Raw genomic sequence first — 19745 nt, 5'->3', positions numbered from 1 at the left:
ATGCGGTGGAGGCGCGAGAAGGGGCAAGCGACCGCAGGGAGCAGGGGTCCCCGCTCGCACCGCCACTGCGACGACGAACGAGAGAACAACATGAACGAGTGAGGCGAAGAAAATGAGCGACGCAACAGGACGCACCGGATTTCGGGTCACGCACACGAAAGCCGTCGGGGAACGGCGCGCGATTGTCCATGAAATGATGCGCGAACTCGACCCGAAGGCGGTCGAGTATTGGGCGCGCGAGAACACGAATATCGTCGTTGAGGACGAGGTTCTTGACCGCGCGTTCGTGAACGACGGAACGGGCAAGTTTGTTCGCGCCACGTCCATGCAGGAGGTAATCGATTACGGGCAGGCAAGGGTGGATCGATTGTCCTCACCGCTGCGTGAAGATAAGCCGGACAAGAATGGCAAGATGCGAGGCGGAACGGTGACGACTTCCATGTTCGTTGCTCATCTGCCCAAGAGCATGTGTAAAGAGGTCCCGGATTTTTACGGCAAGGGTCGTTCACGTTGGATCGCACGCGATCGTAACGAGGCTCAAAAGTACTTCGTCGACGTTGTGCGCTTCCTCGGAAACAACGTCATCCCGGGAGGTTTCGACGGGATCCTCGGCTTCGACATTCAGCACTCAGAAACTACGCCCCACATACAACTGCTCGCGGACACGTTCGCCGCTGATCCCAAGCACGAGGGGCAACTTCGCCCGGAGTGGTCACGGGCCTACGCCGCGCACCGTGATGTAAAGGGGGAGGACGGCAAGATGCTCACGGGTAGGCAGAAACTTGAACGTTATCAGGACGATCTGAAGGCTTACATGGTCGAACGTGGGTGGCCGGTTGAACGCGAGGTCGATCCGCTCCGACATGACAAAAGCGAGACCAAAGCGGTTTACGGCGCGCTACGCGACGAACATCGCCAGCTCGCCACCGCTCGTGAAGAACTCATCAGCGACGGTGAGGACCTTGAACGTGAGGAGTACCGCGTCAACCTTGCCCGGAAAGAGGTCGAGAAAGAGCGTCGGACTGCTCGCGAGGAAGGCCACCGAGAAGGCTACGAGCGGGGTCGCGCCGAGGCTGAACGTTTTCAGCAAGCAGCACGCGAGCACGCCCTCAGGGCGCAGGCGGTAGCGCAGGAGGCGGGGCAGCATCTTGCCAACGTCCGGGCATCTCGACCACTCTCGGGCGAGCAGGCCCGCACGTTCTTCATGGATGGGGTGCGGGTCCTTGCCGATACCTTGGTCAAGGGAGTTAACGATCCCGCCGTGAAGGCGCTCATTGAGGCCAAGCGGGAGGCGTATCTCACCTTTGCTAAGTCTCCCGGCTTCGGTGAGCAGATGAAGTCGATGACGACTTACAAGGATCCGGTGCGCGAGCGTGATCTCAAGCGTCATGAGCACCGTCAACGGAGAGTCGAGCATAACGTTCGCGATGTTGTTGCGAACCTTGCTCCGAGCGACGGGCAGGACACCGAGCGCGAGGGCGACGGCTACAGCCTGTGAGCCCGGGGAAAAGATGACCCCCTAGCCACCTGGCTAGGGGGTCTCTCGCATCACAGGTCGAGAAACACGTACACACCCCCGTTAGGGGCATCACACACGGTGTACGAGTGCAGTTGATCGCGCTCGTAGAGGTTCCAATCGAAGTACCTCACCGCCTCCTCTGTCCAGCTGCGTTGCATCTCCTCAACCTCCTCAGCGAGATAATCCTGGAACGAGGGCCAGTAGCCCTGGTACGACTCATCAAAGCGCCGTGGCTCTGCCATACCGCTATCGACCCACGCTTCGAACGCTTCCTGTGTGTTCTCGTTCATATCGACCTCCCGAGTAGGTGGAGGTCGCCCTGGGCAGCCGATTCTCGGGTACGGCGCTCACATGCAGGACGACCTCCAGCGCCTCACTCGGGACGCGATAGCGGCCTGGGATGAAACATAGGGAATAAGGTAGGGAATCGGCCTCATCGAGACAAAACAAAACCCGGTATCTCAACGACTTTTCGTCGAGATACCGGGCTTTTCTCGTAGCGGGGGCCAGATTTGAACTGACGACCTCCGGGTTATGAGCCCGGCGAGCTACCGAACTGCTCCACCCCGCGTCGGTATTTCAACTGTATGAAACCGGTGGCTGGAATTCAAACGCTTAGCGGGTGCTGTTCGTCACCACTTGCAAATCAGGCTTCGAAATTGCGGTTTCTAACGAATAGAAAAGCGCATTTCCGAGGCCGGTAGAAGCTCACAAATGAGCAGACCAGGGCAAAGTTGAACTCAGCCTACAGTCGAGAGGCAGAAGGTCTGGCACCGGGCACCGCCAATTGGAGGCTCGATGAACGGCGATTGTAGGAGTGCATGTCCGGACCCGTTCGGATGGGGTGCATGGTGGATGAGCGCGGCCGCGATCGCAAGGCGCCCGCTGGTGAATACAGGGCGGTAGCAAGCGAGAAGGTATACAGGGAGCTTGCCTGGCAACTGCATGGTGCCGCGTTGGGCGCGAGAAAGCGGCCGGGAGTATGGTGAAGGGCATGGGAATGGCGTGGGCGCTTTTGGTTATTGTGGGCGCGACATTGGTGGCGTCGGGCGTTCAGAGCATTGCTGGCATGGGCTTTGGGCTGGTGGCAGTCCCGGTGTTTATCACCTTGTTTGGCCCCGCGGAAGGGGTGCTGTGGGGCAATGTTATTGGCTCGGTGACGGCAGGGACGTTGCTCCTCGAGAAGCGTAAGGACGTGGACTGGGCGATAGCGATTCGTTTTACCGTGGCGGCGGTACCGGTGATTTTCGCGACGGTGCTACTAACCCGCAACTTGGATGCCTCCATGATGGACGTTGTGGTGGGGCTGATAATGCTGACTCTCGTTGCGTTCACCCTCGTTGCGCGAAATATGCCTCGAGCACAGGGGCGTCTCCCCATGTATTTCACCGGCGGAATGGGTGGATTTTTGTCGGCGTCGGTGGGGCAGGCGGGGCCGGTCCTTACGGCTTATGCGCGGGCGGCGCAGTGGCCACAGCGCAGTTTCGCTGCGACATTGCAGGTGTATTTCTTGGCGATGAACGCGGTGAACATTCCGCTGAAACTGGCAGTTGGGTATGGCCCGCACGACGGGCGCCTGGCAGTTGCGACCCTCGTGGCGGGTCTTGTCGGGACAGGGCTTGGCACCGTCGCGGCGCGCAAAGTCTCGTCGCACATCACTAAGCAACAGGCACGCAATTTTGCGATGATTGTCGCGTGTGTCGGGGCCACTTTGGTGTTTGCGCGCGGACTCGTTAGAGTCCCCGGCTAGGGGCCTAAACGGGCAGTTCCCGTCGCACAGCGCCTAACCGCAGCCACCGGGACGTTCTTGATGGCGAGAGGGTAGCTGACTCCTCCTGAATGAAAATCTCATTGAGCGGGGAACGCTCGCGGGGCGAAACCCCCTGGGGTATCGTGTGGTGGGTGAAGGAGGAAGGTGAACCATGGAGAACTCGACGGTAAAGGTGCTTTCGCAACCAATGCCGCAGGGGCTCGGCGCCGACTACGTTGGTGCGACCGGAGCGAGGAGGGCGGAGCGGCGCAGGCGCCTACTGATCGCTGCGGCATGGGCGGTAGGGGTTTTGCTTTTCCTAGGACTGCCAACGGACCTGATCCCCAACCCGATTTTTGGGCGCGAAGTGCCTATTCGCTGGTGGGAGTACCCGGTTGTGGGTGCAACGACGGCACTCACGTTCGCGTGGTTTGCCGTGCAGGCCCCGCCGATGGAGTTCCAGAAGAACGGGCGTCTGCTGGGTGGGGTGATGCTCACTTTGTTTGCGGTGGCGTGCCCGGTGTGTAACAAGATCATTTTGTTGTTGCTCGGCACGGCTGGAGCCCTCGGGTTCTGGGCCCCATTGCAGCCTTTCATCGCGACCTTCTCGCTGGCCGCGTTGACGCTTGCGCTCTACCTGCGTCTACGATCTGCTCGCCGTTGAGCCTCCTTGCCCGAATTTTCACGGCATTGCGTTTGCGGCGGCCTTGACGGGTAATAATGGAGGTTGGCGTTGTAAACGGAAAGCGGGGGTGTCCCATGACTATCGCGATGATCTGGGCGCAGGACAAGAATGGCGTCCTCGGCAATGGGAACGAAATGCTCTGGCATGTGCCGGAGGATTTCAAGCATTTCAAGGCGGCAACGCTCGGGCACCCGGTGATTATGGGGCGAGGATCCTGGGAGGCGCTTGGCGGAAAGCCTCTGCCGGGCCGCTTGAACGTGGTGATTACGGGGCAGAAGGATTACGTGGCCGAGGAGGCCAAGGTCACTCATTCGCTCCAGCAGGCGGTCGCGGTGGCGCAAACTTCCGCGGAACTCGTATGGATCGTTGGGGGAGCGCGGGTTTACGCTGACGCTATGGGTATCGCTGACGAGCTTGTGGTGACGGACCTGGATCTTGAGGTTGCCGTTGCTCCCGATCTGGTTTACGCGCCGACTATTGATACTGAATCTTGGTGGGCCGATCCGGCGCGGTCGGACGCGCAGTGGCGGCCGCGGTCTGGTGATGCGAGATGGAGAGTGACGACGTATCTGCGACGTCGGTGATTTAGTGGGCCACCGTTCGGGGTTGCTTGCCTCTGTGTAGTGGCGCGTCCGGCGGCGTCACTTACGTGGGCGGCGCGATATCGATTGAGACCCAAAGTGTCGGTTTGGTTGACAAGATGGTCGTTTCCCCTCACGAATGCGGCTTGAGGTGGATACTTCTGTAACGATTCAGACCCAAAGCGCCGATTTGGGAACTGTTTTTGCCGCTTGCCCTCACGCTCGTGTTCAAGGCTGCGCGTTCACTCGCATCCGTGAGGGAATCTGCCTCTCTACGAGGGCTTCGCTGCCAGTTTGGGTCTGAAAGCTGTGTAGGAACCGGGTGCGCGAGAGGGTGCGTGAGGGGAAGCGTCCGGTTTAGGATTGTTTCTTGTCAGCTCAGGTCTGAATGCCGGTTGAGGAGGCGCCTGGCTGCAGTGACTGTGAGGGGAACTGCTAGATTTGGGTGCAAAAAGGGCAGTATGGGTCTCGCACCCGATAAAGCGGCACGTTAGGTCTGAATCGTTGTGGGCGAGGGCGCCTGAGTGCAGGCCATCGCAGCGGAAACAGGTATGGGTTCGAGTCGAGCCTGCGGCTCTAGGAGCGCCCGGGAATCGAGTGTCTTAAAGGTCGGGTATTTCCGCGGCTGCCTCGGCGACGGCTGGGTCGAAGCTGAAGAGTGTGGGCTGCGGGTCGGCGAGGGCAACGCTGATGGTGCGCTTGAATCGCTCGTTCATCTCAGGCAACGCGTCCACGGGGAACCAGCGCACTTCGGAATTCTCGCCGTCAACTGGTCTTGGCGTGCCGCTGATGTAGCGCATGTGCAAAGAGATGTCGAGGTACGAGCTCACATCCCCATTCGGGTAAGTGGCCGGCCCAACTGTGCCGATAGAGAGGATGCGGGTTGGCTCGCACATGATGCCAGCCTCTTCGATGGCCTCACGGATGGCGGCGTTGGCGGGCTCCTCGTTGGGGTCGATGATACCTGTGACGGGAGTCCAATGTCCGTTGTCGGAGCGCTTCACCAGCAGCACTTCGGTGCCCTCATCGTTCGTGATAACCGCGGTGACGCCCGACAGCCAAAGCGGCGCATTTCCAATGTGCTCACGCAGGTCTGCAACAAATTTTGGTATAGCCATGCATTCAGTCTATGCCTTGGATATGCGAGGACGGGTTGGCAGTTCTCCTCACGGACAGGTTACGCCAGCTCGCAGTCGCATCCTCGCCTCGGAATCTTCCGGCTCGTCGGGGCCCCTCGGAAGCCTGCAACGCTTGAGGCAGTGTGTTGTTGGTGATGTTCGCGGCTTTTCGCGAGCGCGGTTTTGGGGTCGCATGCCGGCTTCGTATGCTGAATGTATGACTGATGTTAAGCGTATGTTGCGGGCGATTGTTGCGATTGTTTTCTTTACTTACATTGGTCAGTTTTTATTGAATGCGGCGATTGCTCCATTGTCGAGGGCGCTCGGCCTCGCGGAGTGGCATATGGGTGCGGCGCTTTCGTTGGCCGCGATCATGGTGACTTTGTTGAGCCAACCGTGGGGGAGGGCTTCGCTTTCGTGGGGGCGAAGGCCGGTGCTGTTGTCGGCGCTGGTTTTGGCTCTTTGCGCGGGGTTGTTGTTCTCTTTGACGGTTTGGCTCCGCACAGCGGCGCTGATCCCAGCGGGTTTGGCGGCGTTGGGAATTATTTTGGCGAGGGGTGGTTTCTTCGGTGCGGCAGTGGCGGCTGTCCCTCCAACCGGGCAGGCATTAATCGCGGAGATCACCCCCGACGAAGCCTCTCGAGTGCGCGGAATGGCGGCATTCGGGTCGGCTTTTAACGTGGCCGCGATGGTGGGTGCGCTCCTGTCGGGACTACTGGCCGCATGGTGGTTGATGGCGCCGGTGTACGCAACGCCGGTGAGTGTGGGTATTGCCCTCGTTATCGCGCTTGTCACGCTACCGAAGTCGACAAAGCGCGAGGGAGGGGTGAAGCCTCCAAAAATGTCCGCATTAGACCGGCGTGTGCGGCCGTATTTAGCAGCGGGTTTTGGTCTCTTCTTCGCGATGGGGATCGTGCAGATTTGCATCGGGTTTGTGGTGCAGGACCGTTTTGGTATTGCTCCGGATAGAGCGGTGCTTCCCACGGGACTTGCGATGCTTGGTCAGGCGGCTGGTGCGATTTTCTCGCAGCTGGTTTTGGTGCCTCGGTTGGTGTGGCCGCCGCGCAGGTTGCTGCGCGTGGGTTTGATGGTGGTTGCGTCAGCCGTATCTGGAATCGCGCTGTCGTCTTTGCTGTGGGTCACGATATTGTGCGTTGCGCTCATTGGCATTGGGTCTGGGCTTGCGGGGCCTGGCTATAACGCGGGAGCGTCGCTAAAGGTTGGTCCGGATGAGCAGGGATCTGTCGCCGGTCTTCTGTCCGCTACGGGTGGTTTGACCTGGGTTTTTGCGCCGATTACGGGCACGGCTTTGTACGGGGTGTCGCCGTTAGCGGCGTTGTTATTGGCAGTTGGGGCGGTTTCGGCTTCGGCGGGGGTGGCGTGGTTGCACCCGGAGTTCAGGTCAAATCGTTGGGGTGAGCGTCTGCGTTCTCGATTCAAGAGGAGGAAGCAGGCAGGCCGCGACTAAGCGCACACCTGGTCCGTCCCCCCTGTTTAGAAGCGCTGTTTCGAGGTGATACCCGTTTTGTGGGGGCAACGCCAGCGTGCCCACTTTGCGTCCGTGAGGGGAACTGCTTGTTTTGGGTGTCGGTTTTGCCTGTTTGGGTCTGAATGCTGTGGTGTGTAGCTGCGCTTGACGGTATTCAGAGGGGAAGTGGTGAATCTGAGGGTGCTTTTCGCCTGTTTGGGTCTGAATACCGTATGAGGTGGTAGCGACATCTGCGTCCGTGAGGGAAAGTGTCTGCTTCCACAGCTGTTTCTGCCAGTTTGGGTCTGAATACCGTTTGGGGAGCGCCTCTGGGGTGTGCAGGTCCGCCAAGACACCTGCTTGATAAGAGTAATGAGAAGCGTTATCATGTAAACCATGCTTAAACGACACCTCACCTCCGCCCTCGTTGCCTCGGTGTTCGCCGCCGCGGCAGTCTTCGCCGGCGTTCCAGATGCCCAAGCAGCCCAGCCTCGTGTGGTGCAGCCGGGCGCGCAGCCCCAAGTTGCGCAGGTTCAGCCCGGCCAACCTGAGGCTGCGCATTTCTCGGGCGCAAAGGCCACGACACAACCGCGTGCGGCGCAAGCTGGGTCCCGTATGCAAAACAGGTATGCGCAACCCGCCTCCTCGGATATGAAATCGAGGGTTGTGCTAGACCGCGGGCATGTGGACGCGTTCGCGGTGGATTTCGATGGTGAGGAAGTTTCGCTCGCGGTGAAGGAGGACGTGACAGGGTCGCATGTGCGCCACGCGTCGGAGGACGTGCTACTTCACGTGAAACAAGAAGCCTTCACGGATGTCACGGCCAAGATCGCGGGCATTGAGCACGCTGGTTACGCGCTGCCACAAACTCAGTCGCAGAGCCTGTTGTGGCCGGGATGGGATTCGATGTCGGTAGCAGATCGGACACCTGGCGCCGCGGTGACAATCACGATTGATAAGCTCACCGGCCCGGGTGAGGTGTTCTTGTGGCAAGACACTTTCTCTGGCAAGTCGCAGGCTGTCACGGCCGGGGGTCCGCGTTTGGGTGCGGGCGCGGTGATCTCTCAGGAGACGCCCGCTCATGTGCACGCGAATTGGCTGTTCACGAAGCCGGGCGCATACCAGATGACCGCGCGCGCCTCGATAACTGCTGAGGGGCGTACCGTCACATCGAAGCCGGCGACGCTCACCTGGATCGTCGGAGACCTTAAAGCTGGCATTTCCAGTCTGAATACCGAATCGCCCGATACCTCGAGCGCACCTGGTGCCGAGGTGTCCAACGGATCTAGCGGTTCCGAGGAATCGCAGGAGCCCGGAAAGTCAGGGGTAAACCACCGCGAGGGCGGCTCGCATGAGAGTGGCACCCAGCAGGGTAGCCAACCCGGGAAAGAGGGCGAAGCTGGGCCCGCAAAAACCACGGGTGAGCAACCGCGGGGAGGTATACCAGCCGCACCATCCACAGCCGGTAGCCAAGCGAATCCGACGCAGCCGGCGCCTGCAGCAGAACAGTGCATCCCAACAGAGGTGACGGTCCCAGCGGCAGGCTCGGCCTCGGGAAGTCACACGATCCCGGCTAACACCCACGTGCACCCAAACTGGGTGTTCGCGAAGGAGGGTAGCTACCGGGTTTCGCTCACGCAGACGGCAACCATGAAATCGGGAAAGAAGCTCAGTGCTACGGGCACCCTCACCTTCAATGTTGGGGGTAGTGGAAATGCGACGTCAGGTCACTTTGATGTTGGATCGGTAGTCGAGTCGGGCCAACTCAAGATGCTGGTGAAGGATGACCGTTCGCAGCCGGCAACTTGGAGGAACCCGGGCGAACTCGTATTTGGACTGTCCGATGCGGCTAAGGTCGCGGCGCCGACGGGTATTGAGTTTGTGGCACCTCAAGGTGCATCCGTTTGGATTATTAGTTCCACGCAAATGCAGGGCGTGCCGTGGGTGGGCGCAAACACGCAGCATCCGTCGCTATCGCAAGCTACTACCGGCCCGGTTACTTGGACAGTGAATAGTGTGCAGGGGCCCGGAGCGATGGCAGTTTTTGAGTCCGGATCGTTCGGCCAGATTGTTGGTAAACGCTGGTTTGGTGCGTCCGGTAACGGCACCGCAAAGGTGTTTGTTGGTAAGACAGCCTCGGGAGCAGACTGCGAACTAAGCCCTGAACAGATAGCTGAGATCGAGGCTGCGGGCGGTGTTGTAGGAGGTCGCCTCGCTACGACGGGTTCCGAACCAATCCTGCTCTGGCTTGGCGCAGCGCTCAGCATGATTGTTGCGGGTGCTCTTCTCATAAGGGTCGCGAGGCCGTCCTCGCCTTCAGTTTCGTGAGTAGTAAGCCACTGGTCGTAGCAACGGTTGCGGTGCTCCTGCTTGGAGGATGCGCGCCCGCGAATGCGTCGAAGGATGACCGGATTGAGGTGGTTGCATCGACGCCCATCATCGCGGACCTGGTGCGCAACGTGGCTGGACAGGACGCGTCGGTCACCAGCCTCGTGCCGGCTGGAGCGGACCCTCATTCCTACGAGCCGCCGCTACGTGCAGTGCGTGACGTGGCATGGGCAGACCTTGCGTTTGAAAACGGGCTTCTGCTGGAATCTGGGGCCATTCGTCACACGATGAGGGCAAACTTACGCGAGGGCGTGCCGCTGATCAGTTTGGGAGATAAGGCTCCCGCGTACGGCGGGCGCCACATTCGCCTGGTGGAGGATTTTGCTCTGTCGACGGTGTGGCTCGGGTTCAGATCAGACCGGCTACCGGGTCCTTGGCAGATCCGTGCCACCTCGATGGAGGGCCCGGGCAGGCTGGCGGCTTTTACCACCGGAACGTTTGGCGAGGGGCGCCCGTACATCACGTCGGCTGATGGATTTGGCTCGGCTGATGCTGTGGCATTGCCTCCTGACGCGCACACCCACATGTCGTGGGCATTTAGCGAGGCTGGAACTTACACTCTGAACCTCGTGCAAGAGCCTCATTCGGGAAATCAGGAGTCTCTTGCGGGGCAGCAGGATGCTTCGAAGGGCGAGGGGGTGCCGGACCCAAATGGCTCCGAGACCCAAACTGACGAGTATGAGCCGCGCTCTGTCTCCCAGACCCCAAGTGCCAATAGCTCAAATGCCACCTCCGAGACCCTAACTGCCGAAGAACAGCAGGCTGCCACTTCGAAGGCCCCAAGTGCCGCGCCGAAAGACGAGGTCGCGATCCGTTTCGCAGTAGGTGTAGAGCCTGACACTGGCCTCGTGCATTTGGACGCGGGACACGTGGATATTACGGCGACGCCTCAGGGAATCCGCCTGCTCGCGGACGAGGACGGCAAGTCTGTTTATTACGACCCGCAGGATGTGCAGATCGTGGTGCCAAACCGGACGCTTGCGAAAGTGCCGCAAGGAAACTGGGCGTTTTTGGGCAAGCCGGGCGAGGACACGTGGATTTTGGCGCAGGCTGTTTTAGGTGAGCACATTCACGGTGAGATTGACCCGCACCTGTGGCATGACGTGAACAACGCGATCGCGTACGTGGATGTCATTGCCGAGGAGCTTACGAAGGCTGATCCGGAGCGCGCGCAGGCCTATGCGACTCGCGCAAAAAAGTTCAAGGCGGAGCTTCGTCAGCTTGACCAGTGGACCGCCGCGGTGCTGGCTTCCATCCCCGCGCAAAACCGCAAGCTCGTTACCGCGCATGACGCCTTCGGGTATTTGGCCTCACGGTACGGCCTCGAAGTTGCCGGCTTCGTTGCCCCAAACCCATCGATAGAGCCCAGTTCGCGCGACATGGCGATTCTGTCTCGCCAGCTTAGAGACTTGCACGTGCCGGCGGTCTTTGAAAACCCGGCGTCGGCGGCGCATCAGGCGGAGTTAGAAAGCGCGGCAGAAAGCGCTGGAGTGCATCTGTGCTCGATCTACGCGGACAGTTTGACACAGCAAACGCCGACGTACGTGAGTCTCGTCGAAGCGAACGTTACGTCTTTGAAGGCTTGTTTGGATCCCACGTCACAGGGGGCGTGGCCGCGTGCCTCACAACCAGTTTTGAAAGGAATCTGATGAAAACTGCAATCTCAAGTCTTGTTGGGGTTACCTTGCTAGCGACGTCGGTGATGCCCACCCTTCCCGAACTAGTTCCCGCGTTGTTGAATACAACCGCCTTCACATCTTCCGCGTCCGTGGCGGAGGCTGGCCTGCCCGTGATGCCGGCCGATTCAGATGTTGACCCGGCGCTTACACAGACTGTGACAGGCAACGAGAAGGTTGCCCCAAAGGGCGAGCGGGTTGAGATTTCGGCCGGACACGTGGACATGGGGGCGACGCTCTCGGATTCGTTTGAGCTGATGGCGCGCGATGATACGAACCCGGAGCCAGTTTGGCGCCACCTCGACGACGTTGTTTTTGTGATTGGCGAGGAGGGAAAGCTGACGGTTCCCGATGACCCCGCGTATGCGTTTACTAAAGCCGAGGGGCAGGCTTGGGTGATCCCGCAACACGAGATTGAGGGAGTGCCGTGGCTTGGCTGGAATACGCAGCATCCGCAGTTGGTTGAGAAGGCTCCGGGCGGTGTGGACCTGATTTTCGAGGGACACGAGGGGCCGGGTGTCCTAACCACTTTCGTTGAAGCCGGGAACTTCTCCGGTCCGCAGGTGATTTGGGATTCCACTAAGGAGCAAGGTCAGCTGATCCACGTTGAACCGTCCACGCACACGCATGTCTCGTGGGTTTTCACGCAGCGGGGTGAGCACCTGGTTCGCGTAACTGCGCAGGCAACTATTGATGGCGAGCTCGTCTCGAACACTCAGACGTTGCGTTTCGCTGTTGGTCCAGATGCCAGCGTGGAGGCTGCACATGAGCTTGCTTGGTCGTCGCACAATCCTGCAGGCGTTGCCAATCCTAAGAACGAAGGCGAGGCCGGCGATAGCGCGGCAGCCAGTAGTGAGCAGCAGTCGGGCAACGGCTTGGCGCTTTCGGTCGGAATCGGTGTAGCTATTGCCGTGCTGATCATCGCGGTGGCAGCTGTAGTTATGGGGCGCATGAGCCGTAGCCGTAAGAAGGAGGCCCTGTCTTGACGCCTCTTGAGCCTGTAGCAACGAGAGTCAGGCCGGTGGTACTTTCCGTCTCGGACGTCAATGTCAGTTTCGGCAATCAGCAAGTGCTGCAAGACGTCTCATTCAGCATCAACCGCGGAGAACTTGTTGGGCTACTTGGGCCCAACGGGGCTGGTAAGACCACTTTGATCCGCACTATTCTTGGCCTTCTTCGTCCAGACAGCGGCACTATCGCCACGGCCGGACCCCACACCCTCGTTGTCGAACCCTCTAAGCCCGCGTCAAAAACCTCTGCGTTTGCCGAAGTCTCATTCAAGAGGGGAGGCCGCGCAATCGGCTATGTTCCGCAGAAGCAGGAGGCGAGGTGGGAGTATCCAATCACGGTTGAAGAAGTTGTAGTTTCGTCGCTCAAACCTCGATTATTGGTCGGAGCAAAGCACTGGCGCGCAGCTTACGAGGCCCTGGATGCGGTGGGTATGAAGGAGTTTCGCTCCCGTCCGATTTCGGCACTTTCTGGTGGGCAACGCCAGCGTGTCCTCATTGCCCGTGCGCTGGCTCCGAAACCGTCAATTCTGCTCTTGGATGAGCCGTTCACCGGCCTCGATGAGCCTAACCAAGAGGCGCTTGCGAAGATGGCGATGGAACTTACTAACAAGGGAATCTCAATTCTCATGTCTACTCACGACCTCGTGCAGGCTGCGGGAATGTGTGACCGTTTCATCCTGCTGAACCGCACGGTGCGTGCAGCAGGCCCGTTGCAAAACGTAGCTGCGCCTGAACTTTGGGCATCCACCTACGAGGTGTCCGAGAACGCGGCGCTGGTGCGCGCCGTCCAATCGCTAACTGAGGTGGAGGTCGGAGCGTGAACCCGATTGAGTTTCTTGCCGACCTGGCCAACCCGCAACTTGCATTCTTGAGCCGCGCTCTCCTCATGGCGATTCTGTCGGCTGTACTGTGTGGAATTGTGGGCTCCCATATTGTGGTGCGTGGCCTATCTTTCGTGGGTGACGCCCTCTCGCACGCGGTGTTCCCAGGCATTGCAGTTGCTTTCGCGACGGGCACGTCCACACTCCTTGGTGGCGCTATCGCCGGCGTGATCGTTGCGCTACTCATCGCCTTGTTTTCACGCCGAAAAACGGTGGGCGAAGACTCGATCATCGGCATCCTATTTGCTGCGGCATTTTCTGTCGGACTTGTGATTGTCTCCAGAATGCCCACGTACACCGGTTCGCTCGAGTCTCTCCTTTTCGGCTCTTTAACTGGAGTGACTGGGGCAGACCTCCTCACCGTCGCTATTAGCGGAGCCCTGATCCTCACTGTCCTAGCGATCTTCCACCGCGGCATCGTGGCGGTTAGTTTCGACCGAGAATACGCACAAACACTCGGTTACCGCGCCGGTCTTATCGACGTTGTCCTCTACGTCGCCACAGCACTGGCCGTGGTAATTTCCGTCTCAACTGTGGGTAACATCCTCGTTCTTGCGCTTCTTGTAGGTCCGCCAGCAACAGCTCGCCTCCTGACCCGCCGAATCAGTGCAATGATGGCGCTTTCAGCAATGCTCGGCACCCTTGCCGCGCTAGTTGGCCTGTGGGCATCGTGGTCATGGTCGGTGCCAACCGGTGCGGCCCTGGTCTTAGCGATCACGGCAGAGTTCATCCTAGTGTGGATCTTCCAATCACTCCATGCAGTTCGAACCAGCCTCAAAACCATCCAAAAACGACTCACCAAATCAATCAATGTGAAGAAGAAATCCGAGGCCGTAGCTCGCTAGCAGGCCGCCGATCTTCTCCTTAGCAAAAATAACTGTAGAGATTCACCAAATGTATTTAGCAGCCTCTCCTAAGAGCCAAAACGACCTGGCAACCCGCCGAGGTTTAGAAAGGAAACCGAATATGCGACGACTCGTTAGCGCCGCGATTGCCGGCCTCGTCCTCGCGGCTGGAATAACTCAACCTGCAATGGCCGGACCCGATACAGGCAAGACGATCATGTACAACGCGCACGTCGATTCGCCTAAGGTCTACTGGCAGGGCAACAACTTCACCCTGAATTCGGATGCGGGAGGCCAGTCCACCCCGATAGAGAATACGGTCAATTGGCTTGGTCGAGGCTACTCGATTACCGGTTCACAGCTCTACTCGATGGACGCTCCTGAAAACGGCGACCTGTCTTTTATCGGGGCCGAGCCAGGCGACATGCTCTATGTGGCCCCAGCGGTGAATGGTCGTAACAACGGGCCGATCTGGGCGGGGTTCGGCGCGGACACGAACATTCCGATCGAGAAGTTTCGTGACAACAAGTTTGACCTAGAAATTGTGGGCTTTAACGGGCCTGGTCGGATGGAAATGCTGACGTACTACGAGGGCTATCCTATTCGCCGCTTCCTGTCTTCTCATGACCCGCACCTGCGTCAAACGTGGGTAGATCCAGGAAACCACACGCACAATCAGACTCTATTTACCAAACCGGGGCGTTACGAGGTTGTATTCCGGGCAACAGCTCGCGACCACCAAAACCGCGTGGTTGCTTCGGCTCCGCAGACGCTGGTGTGGCAGGTTGGTGGCCCCAATCCTGAGTCCGAGACCCTAACTGACGTCGTTGCCGCATACAACGCCTCGCCCGAAACGGGCACTGGCGAGTTCGCCCCAAAGTTCACCGTGGAGCCCAACCAGGATGTGAAAGCCGACGGGGACGAACGCCTCACATCGCTCACCTTCAGCACTGGCAACGCGGCCGATACCGGAACAGTTGTTTTCTATACTGACGGTTTTTACTTAGGTGAGGTGCCGCTCCAAGCCGGGGTTGCCCGTTGGAATGAGCTTCTCGGCTCGCAAGACCTCTCGCTACAGGCCGTATTCGTGCCGGCTAAGGGGGCGCCCTCGCCTCGTTGGATTACGGCGCCGGTCGAGATTTCGCGCTCTATCCGTAGCGGTTCCACTACAGAACTTGGCCAGTTCCCGCAGCAGATCGTGCGCGATCCCGCTCCCGCATTTTCAACGGCCGAATACGTGCCGTCCTCGCCCGTGGTGAACTTTGAGTTCAGCGCAAGTGAGGATAGCGCTGAGCTTTCAGTGCTTCCAGAAGACAAGAACCTCTGGTTCAAAGTTGTAGGCGGCGCTTACGAGCCGGGAAGCGCCTACCCGACTTGCGACATTGAGTTTGTGTCCACGCCTACGCACCGAAAGTGGAGTTCCGGAGACTGGTGGGATTGCGTTGGAGACAACATGGAGGTGCGGCTCAGTTTGATCACACCAACAACCGTTTCCCTCTCGGGCGGTAAGGCGGGATTCTCCTTGAATGAGACGCGGCCGAAGCCGATAAAACTAGGGCAACAACCCGAAGGTGAAACCCCGGGAGATTCACAGGAATCGGATCAGCCGGCACCGCCACCTTCAGATCCGACAGAAACTCCCGATCCCACGAGGCCATCCGATCAGCCTGATCCGAGTGAACCTACGGATCCCAATCCTCCCGTTGAGAATCCAGATAACCCCGGAGAGAGTAGCTCGGGCAGCCTCGTAAATGATGCCGTCACTATTTCGCGCGGTCACGTGGATATAGGCCCGGCAGTTGTTGACGACAAGGTGAGTGTGGTGGTCAACGATGATTCGCGCGAGCACGCAAAAACTTCGGTCGCGCGTACCCCTGACTCCGTTACGCTCCAGCTTTTGAAGAATTCAAAAGTCAAGCGCTCACCGAAGGCATTCAGCGACCCGGTGTTTGACTTCATGGGACCGCAGGGAACGGAGATATTCGTGTCTCCGATGCAGCAAAAGAATGGGATTGTGTGGCCGGGCTTCTCTTCTGAACACATTGACCGGGCGTCATTTCCAAACGGCGTCAAGTTCGAGATAGCTCAAAAAACAGCACCAGCTGGTGGCTCGTGGTGGCTGTTCACGCACGACTCTTTCAACGGCCTTGACCTGATCGCTTCCACGAAGAAGCCTGGCCAGATCGATGCGCCAGAACCTCTTCACAAGCACGTTTACTGGGCCTTCACCAAGCCAGGAATGTACGTGTTGACTGTTTCAGTGTCGGGGACTGACGCAGGAGGTAAAGACTTTCGCTCTTCGGCTGACATTCGTTTCAAAGTAGGTGACGAGGACGAAGCGGGTTCCCCTGGAAGCGAAGGAAACCCCGATGCGCCTGCAACACCTGGCGATAGTGGCGCGGGAGATGGCAGCACCCAGCCGGGTGGCGCGGGCGAGGCTCCGGGCGGAAAGCCCGGAGGCCCAAAGCCTCATGGTGCCACCGAGCCGGCTCGCCCAGGCAGTGAAGGAACAGCCTCAAACGGTGTGCTTCCTCCGCACAATCCTGCGCAGGGCGGTGCAAACGGCTTTGGGTCTGGCTCATATTCGTCTGCGACAGTATCTCGAGGTGGGGGAGCTGCCGTAGCTTCCTCGGGCCTGCAGGCGCTTTCGAGTTTGCCTGCGGCTGAGGGGCTCCAGTCAGATGCCGCCTCTAACGCTGAAACGACAGAAGCTGCTGAAACCGCGGGTTCAGCATCGCCGATTTCTACCGGTGACCAGGGTAGTCAGATCAGTATTCCTCTGATCATCATTGTGGCCTCCTCGATCGTAGCGCTGGCTGCAGCTGTCGTTTTGCTGAGGAGGAAGTTCGCAAAAGCCTAACCCGGGGCCATCAAGTGCCTGTCGTCGGCTTAAACGGCGACAGGCGCTTTGATGGTGGGGTGGTGCTGGTAGTTCTCCACGGTGATGTCGTCGAAGGTGTAGCTAAAGAGGTCTTTGGCTTTGTGCAGCGCGAGGGTCGGGAAAGGATATGCCTTTCGCTCAAGCTGGGTGCGTACTTGCTCAAAGTGGTTGGTGTAAATGTGGCAGTCGCCGCCAGTCCAAATGAGGTCGCCAACTTCCAGGTCGGCCTGCTGTGCGATCATGTGCGTAAGGAGCGCGTATGAGGCGATGTTGAAGGGAACACCGAGGAAAAGGTCGGCGGATCGCTGGTAGATCTGGAGCGACAGTTTGCCATCTGCCACGTAAAGCTGGAAGAAAGCGTGGCACGGTGCGAGTGCCATTTTGTCCAGTTCTGCCACATTCCACGCGGATACGATCATGCGCCGCGAATCAGGGTCGTTCTTAAGCGTTCCGAGCACGCCAGCCAACTGGTCGATGTGCTCTCCGTTTGGTGTGGGCCAGGATCGCCATTGGACGCCGTATACCGGTCCAAGCTCGCCATCCTCGTCCGCCCATTCATTCCAAATGCGGATTCCGTTTTCTTGTAGCCAGCGCACGTTTGAATCGCCCTGTAAGAACCACAGCAGTTCCCCAACTACCGACTTCAGGTGCACGCGTTTGGTGGTGATTAGGGGGAACCCCTCTTGCAGATTGAAACGCAGTTGCCGGCCAAATACCGACACCGTGCCGGTTCCGGTCCGATCACCCTTGGGCGTGCCGTTACTCATGACATCTCGGAGTAGGTCTTCATACTGCGTGTTCATTGGTCCTCAATATTTCGATTTTGGAGGCGGTCGCGGTGGCTCACTTTCTCAGATTATCCACATTTGCGGGGATGATCTAAAAAATCGCTAGCTCGTCCACTGCTTGAACGCGGGCGCTTGGCGGGTCCTCGCCACCCGGAGGTAAATATCAACGTGCCCAGGGCGGCCGCAGGCTTTCACTGGTTCATGTCAATCTCTTGCGGGTTCGCTTCGACATCGATGGTGATGGGGTAGTTGAAGGCGGCGGGAGGAGTACCCAGCGCATTGATGGCCCCGTCAATGACGTTTCCCGCCATGGACCGTCCAATCACCCAACCGAGGCCCGCGCCTATTCCGTATGGCATGAGCCTTCCTAGCATCGCGGTCGTACCTTTGCGTGCGGCTCGTTTAGCGGCCATCTTCGCAAGTTTTCGGTTGACTTGATTAATGGTTTGGCGCTGTACGTCGCTCGCGTAACCCTTGAGTGCGGTTAGCGTGGTGAAGCCAAACTGCGAGGTTGCGATTTGTTCACCTTGTTCGCCCATCAGTGCGGTCAAGACCAGGAGTCGGCGTTTGTCTTTGTCTTCTAAGGGAATGCCGTGAATATGAGCGAGGGTGAGCACGTAGTAACCAGCTTCGGATACGAAACCGGTTAGTTGTGCGGAAGAAAGGCCAAGCGCGGCTGCGGTTCCAAGGCCTGGCACAGCTGCAGCCGCGCCCGCAGCTCCGGACGTAGAGGCTGCGAGTTTGCGGAACTGTTTGGTAACTATCTCCTGGATTTCGGCGGGTGTGGCTCCAGGATGTTTGGCGCGCAGCTGATTGACTTTGTTCTCAATCCGTGAGGTGGGTACGTCGATCATTGCGTCGATAACATCCTGGATGGAATTGGCTCCCCGCAGGTCTTTAACAAATCGCCGCGTGGTTGCAAGCCCGTCGGCTACGGCTCGAGTGCCGTTCTTTGCTTTCTTGACAATGCCCATGACGTTCCTCCTCGGTAGAACATCTCTCGTGTAGTTGGTGTTACTCGGCGCTCTCGCAGGTGATTACGGCGCTGTTTTCCGCTCCGTGTCGTAGCGTATTGCCGATGGTGCAACGCTTCTCAATGGCTCGGTGTACGCGGCTTTCCAGCTGCTCGCGCTCCTCATCGCTAAGTCCGCTCATGTCGGTCACGATCTCTACAACGAGCTTAGTGAAGCGGTTCTCCTCCTCATCGTAGTCGCTCTCAACCCCCACAGTTGCCTGGTAGTCGTCACCAAGTACGGCGGCGAATCGAGAGTCTGAACTCGTCGCATTACACCCAGCGAGGGCAAGGCGAAGCAAATCCCCAGGGGTGAATTCGTCCTCGCCATGTCCGATTGGCACGGTGAGGCCGCGCGAGTTCTTACCCAGGTATGAGCCTTTCCCAACCCGCTCTAGCCAGAGGTATTTTTCTTGATCACTCATGGTCGTCCTCTTCTCATATGAATAAAAGTGTGGTTACAGTAACTGGTTGGCGCCGCGGGTCTTACCGGGCTCACAACAACAGTTGCAAGCGTGCGGCGCGCATGCCGATCACACCAAGTATTGGCTGGCAATCTCTTGCTCGTGCTCGGCGATTTTAGAAACCTCCGCAACCGCCTTCTGCTCAAGCTTGCGTCCGATGATCGGCACGTTAACCTTCAAATTTCCGTTGACATCACGCCTCACGGCCTCGTCTTCTTCAATGAAAGCACAGGTGGCGGACATTGAAACCGGCAGGCTGTCGGCATGCACTTGGATAACGCCCGTGTTGTCGGTTGTATTCCAAGTTTCGGTTATTGTGATTTCAATCCCTGAGGAGGGAATGAATCGCTGCGCAACCGGCGGCAGGTCGATGACTGCCGCATCAATGCGGGCCTTGGTGGTGACCCGGATTTCACTGATAAGCGCCTCGACGTGCACGGATTCCACTGAGGCTGGTGAGCCAACGGCACGGGCCTTGAAAAAGTCCTCGCTTTGGAAAAGTCGCTGCACGGCGGCAAGGTTCGCCGGGTAACAAACGGATGTATGAAAGTCCATGGCGTTCCTCCAAGGGTAGATTCGAACGCGATTTATATCCATTATCGTGGGGGTGGCTGCGTTTCGCATGGGATGGATGAGTGGGAGGCCGTGTGAAGGTGCATTGGACCTCATTGTTTTAAAG

General features: G+C 58.7%; 17 protein-coding genes and 1 tRNA gene. 11 read left to right on the top strand and 7 right to left on the bottom strand.

The features are described 5' to 3' along the window. Window positions 1-112: 112 nt before the first annotated feature. Window positions 113-1498 (top strand): hypothetical protein, encoded by a 1386-nt coding sequence (locus tag HMPREF1628_RS08660; protein ID WP_052038916.1) that lies wholly within the window; start codon window positions 113-115, stop codon window positions 1496-1498. Between the two features lie 50 nt (window positions 1499-1548). Here the strand turns inward: HMPREF1628_RS08660 and HMPREF1628_RS05620 are convergent, their stop codons facing one another. Further along, window positions 1549-1809 carry an antirestriction protein ArdA gene (locus tag HMPREF1628_RS05620; RefSeq protein ID WP_052038915.1) on the bottom strand — a complete coding sequence of 87 codons (261 nt, stop codon included), beginning with the start codon at window positions 1807-1809 and terminating at the stop codon, window positions 1549-1551. Window positions 1810-2016: 207 nt separating this feature from the next. Next, window positions 2017-2090: transfer RNA gene (locus HMPREF1628_RS05615), tRNA-Met, on the bottom strand. A 411-nt stretch (window positions 2091-2501) separates the two neighbouring features. Here HMPREF1628_RS05615 and HMPREF1628_RS05610 point away from each other — a divergent pair. From HMPREF1628_RS05610 to HMPREF1628_RS05600, 3 genes are all read left to right on the top strand, one after another. Then, window positions 2502-3269 carry a sulfite exporter TauE/SafE family protein gene (locus HMPREF1628_RS05610; protein WP_034509179.1) on the top strand — a complete coding sequence of 256 codons (768 nt, stop codon included), beginning with the start codon at window positions 2502-2504 and terminating at the stop codon, window positions 3267-3269. A 172-nt stretch (window positions 3270-3441) separates the two neighbouring features. Further along, window positions 3442-3933, top strand: coding sequence for a hypothetical protein (locus HMPREF1628_RS05605; protein ID WP_198030409.1), 492 nt, complete (start codon window positions 3442-3444; stop codon window positions 3931-3933). A gap of 95 nt (window positions 3934-4028) precedes the next feature. Beyond that, the gene (locus HMPREF1628_RS05600; RefSeq protein ID WP_034509176.1) at window positions 4029-4538 is read left to right on the top strand and encodes a dihydrofolate reductase; all 510 of its coding nucleotides are present in this window, start codon (window positions 4029-4031) and stop codon (window positions 4536-4538) included. Between the two features lie 599 nt (window positions 4539-5137). Here HMPREF1628_RS05600 and HMPREF1628_RS05595 read toward each other — a convergent pair. Beyond that, window positions 5138-5653: an NUDIX hydrolase gene (locus tag HMPREF1628_RS05595; protein WP_034509171.1), complete on the bottom strand. Its 516-nt coding sequence runs from the start codon at window positions 5651-5653 to the stop codon at window positions 5138-5140. A gap of 217 nt (window positions 5654-5870) precedes the next feature. On the opposite strand from HMPREF1628_RS05595, the gene HMPREF1628_RS05590 reads away from it, so the two are divergent. The 7 genes from HMPREF1628_RS05590 to HMPREF1628_RS05560 all read left to right on the top strand — a co-directional run bounded on the left by HMPREF1628_RS05590 (window position 5871) and on the right by HMPREF1628_RS05560 (window position 16781). Further along, window positions 5871-7121, top strand: coding sequence for an MFS transporter (locus HMPREF1628_RS05590; protein ID WP_232219396.1), 1251 nt, complete (start codon window positions 5871-5873; stop codon window positions 7119-7121). Window positions 7122-7517: 396 nt separating this feature from the next. Next, entirely contained in the window at window positions 7518-9449 is a 1932-nt protein-coding gene (locus HMPREF1628_RS09175) for a choice-of-anchor M domain-containing protein (protein WP_052038913.1), read from the top strand. Continuing rightward, a complete protein-coding gene (locus tag HMPREF1628_RS05580; protein ID WP_052038912.1) occupies window positions 9446-11158 on the top strand; it encodes a metal ABC transporter solute-binding protein, Zn/Mn family in 1713 nt (570 codons plus the stop codon). The genes HMPREF1628_RS09175 and HMPREF1628_RS05580 overlap by 4 nt, the downstream gene beginning before the upstream one ends. Then, on the top strand, window positions 11158-12171 hold the full coding sequence (locus tag HMPREF1628_RS05575; protein WP_052038911.1) for a choice-of-anchor M domain-containing protein: 1014 nt from the start codon (window positions 11158-11160) through the stop codon (window positions 12169-12171). Before HMPREF1628_RS05580 ends, HMPREF1628_RS05575 begins: the two co-directional genes overlap by 1 nt. Next, a complete protein-coding gene (locus HMPREF1628_RS05570; protein WP_232219395.1) occupies window positions 12168-13016 on the top strand; it encodes a metal ABC transporter ATP-binding protein in 849 nt (282 codons plus the stop codon). The genes HMPREF1628_RS05575 and HMPREF1628_RS05570 overlap by 4 nt, the downstream gene beginning before the upstream one ends. Further along, window positions 13013-13921 carry an anchored repeat-type ABC transporter permease subunit gene (locus HMPREF1628_RS05565; RefSeq protein WP_034509163.1) on the top strand — a complete coding sequence of 303 codons (909 nt, stop codon included), beginning with the start codon at window positions 13013-13015 and terminating at the stop codon, window positions 13919-13921. Before HMPREF1628_RS05570 ends, HMPREF1628_RS05565 begins: the two co-directional genes overlap by 4 nt. Before the next feature lie 121 nt (window positions 13922-14042). Continuing rightward, entirely contained in the window at window positions 14043-16781 is a 2739-nt protein-coding gene (locus HMPREF1628_RS05560; protein ID WP_052038910.1) for a choice-of-anchor M domain-containing protein, read from the top strand. Between the two features lie 29 nt (window positions 16782-16810). Here the strand turns inward: HMPREF1628_RS05560 and HMPREF1628_RS05555 are convergent, their stop codons facing one another. The 4 genes from HMPREF1628_RS05555 to HMPREF1628_RS05540 form a co-directional block, all read right to left on the bottom strand. Next, the gene (locus HMPREF1628_RS05555) at window positions 16811-17605 is read right to left on the bottom strand and encodes a thymidylate synthase (RefSeq protein WP_034509160.1); all 795 of its coding nucleotides are present in this window, start codon (window positions 17603-17605) and stop codon (window positions 16811-16813) included. Between the two features lie 176 nt (window positions 17606-17781). Further along, window positions 17782-18564: a hypothetical protein gene (locus HMPREF1628_RS05550; protein WP_052038909.1), complete on the bottom strand. Its 783-nt coding sequence runs from the start codon at window positions 18562-18564 to the stop codon at window positions 17782-17784. 40 nt (window positions 18565-18604) lie between these two features. Then, complete coding sequence (locus HMPREF1628_RS05545) at window positions 18605-19027, bottom strand: OsmC family protein (protein WP_034509157.1); 423 nt, start codon at window positions 19025-19027, stop codon at window positions 18605-18607. A gap of 108 nt (window positions 19028-19135) precedes the next feature. After that, window positions 19136-19621, bottom strand: coding sequence for a DUF2505 domain-containing protein (locus HMPREF1628_RS05540; protein WP_034509155.1), 486 nt, complete (start codon window positions 19619-19621; stop codon window positions 19136-19138). Window positions 19622-19745: the final 124 nt, after the last annotated feature.

Origin of the sequence: Actinomyces sp. S4-C9, assembly GCF_000758775.1 — a bacterium.
Lineage (GTDB): Bacteria > Actinomycetota > Actinomycetes > Actinomycetales > Actinomycetaceae > Gleimia > Gleimia europaea.
This window is presented reverse-complemented; position numbering and strand designations above follow the sequence as displayed.

Coding starts and splice junctions, on each gene's coding strand:
- HMPREF1628_RS08660 (WP_052038916.1), top strand. CDS start 113: ATGAGCGACGCAACAGGACGCACCGGATTTCGGGTCACGCACACGAAA.
- HMPREF1628_RS05620 (WP_052038915.1), bottom strand. CDS start 1,809: ATGAACGAGAACACACAGGAAGCGTTCGAAGCGTGGGTCGATAGCGGT.
- HMPREF1628_RS05610 (WP_034509179.1), top strand. CDS start 2,502: ATGGTGAAGGGCATGGGAATGGCGTGGGCGCTTTTGGTTATTGTGGGC.
- HMPREF1628_RS05605 (WP_198030409.1), top strand. CDS start 3,442: ATGGAGAACTCGACGGTAAAGGTGCTTTCGCAACCAATGCCGCAGGGG.
- HMPREF1628_RS05600 (WP_034509176.1), top strand. CDS start 4,029: ATGACTATCGCGATGATCTGGGCGCAGGACAAGAATGGCGTCCTCGGC.
- HMPREF1628_RS05595 (WP_034509171.1), bottom strand. CDS start 5,653: ATGGCTATACCAAAATTTGTTGCAGACCTGCGTGAGCACATTGGAAAT.
- HMPREF1628_RS05590 (WP_232219396.1), top strand. CDS start 5,871: ATGACTGATGTTAAGCGTATGTTGCGGGCGATTGTTGCGATTGTTTTC.
- HMPREF1628_RS09175 (WP_052038913.1), top strand. CDS start 7,518: ATGCTTAAACGACACCTCACCTCCGCCCTCGTTGCCTCGGTGTTCGCC.
- HMPREF1628_RS05575 (WP_052038911.1), top strand. CDS start 11,158: ATGAAAACTGCAATCTCAAGTCTTGTTGGGGTTACCTTGCTAGCGACG.
- HMPREF1628_RS05560 (WP_052038910.1), top strand. CDS start 14,043: ATGCGACGACTCGTTAGCGCCGCGATTGCCGGCCTCGTCCTCGCGGCT.
- HMPREF1628_RS05555 (WP_034509160.1), bottom strand. CDS start 17,605: ATGAACACGCAGTATGAAGACCTACTCCGAGATGTCATGAGTAACGGC.
- HMPREF1628_RS05550 (WP_052038909.1), bottom strand. CDS start 18,564: ATGGGCATTGTCAAGAAAGCAAAGAACGGCACTCGAGCCGTAGCCGAC.
- HMPREF1628_RS05545 (WP_034509157.1), bottom strand. CDS start 19,027: ATGAGTGATCAAGAAAAATACCTCTGGCTAGAGCGGGTTGGGAAAGGC.
- HMPREF1628_RS05540 (WP_034509155.1), bottom strand. CDS start 19,621: ATGGACTTTCATACATCCGTTTGTTACCCGGCGAACCTTGCCGCCGTG.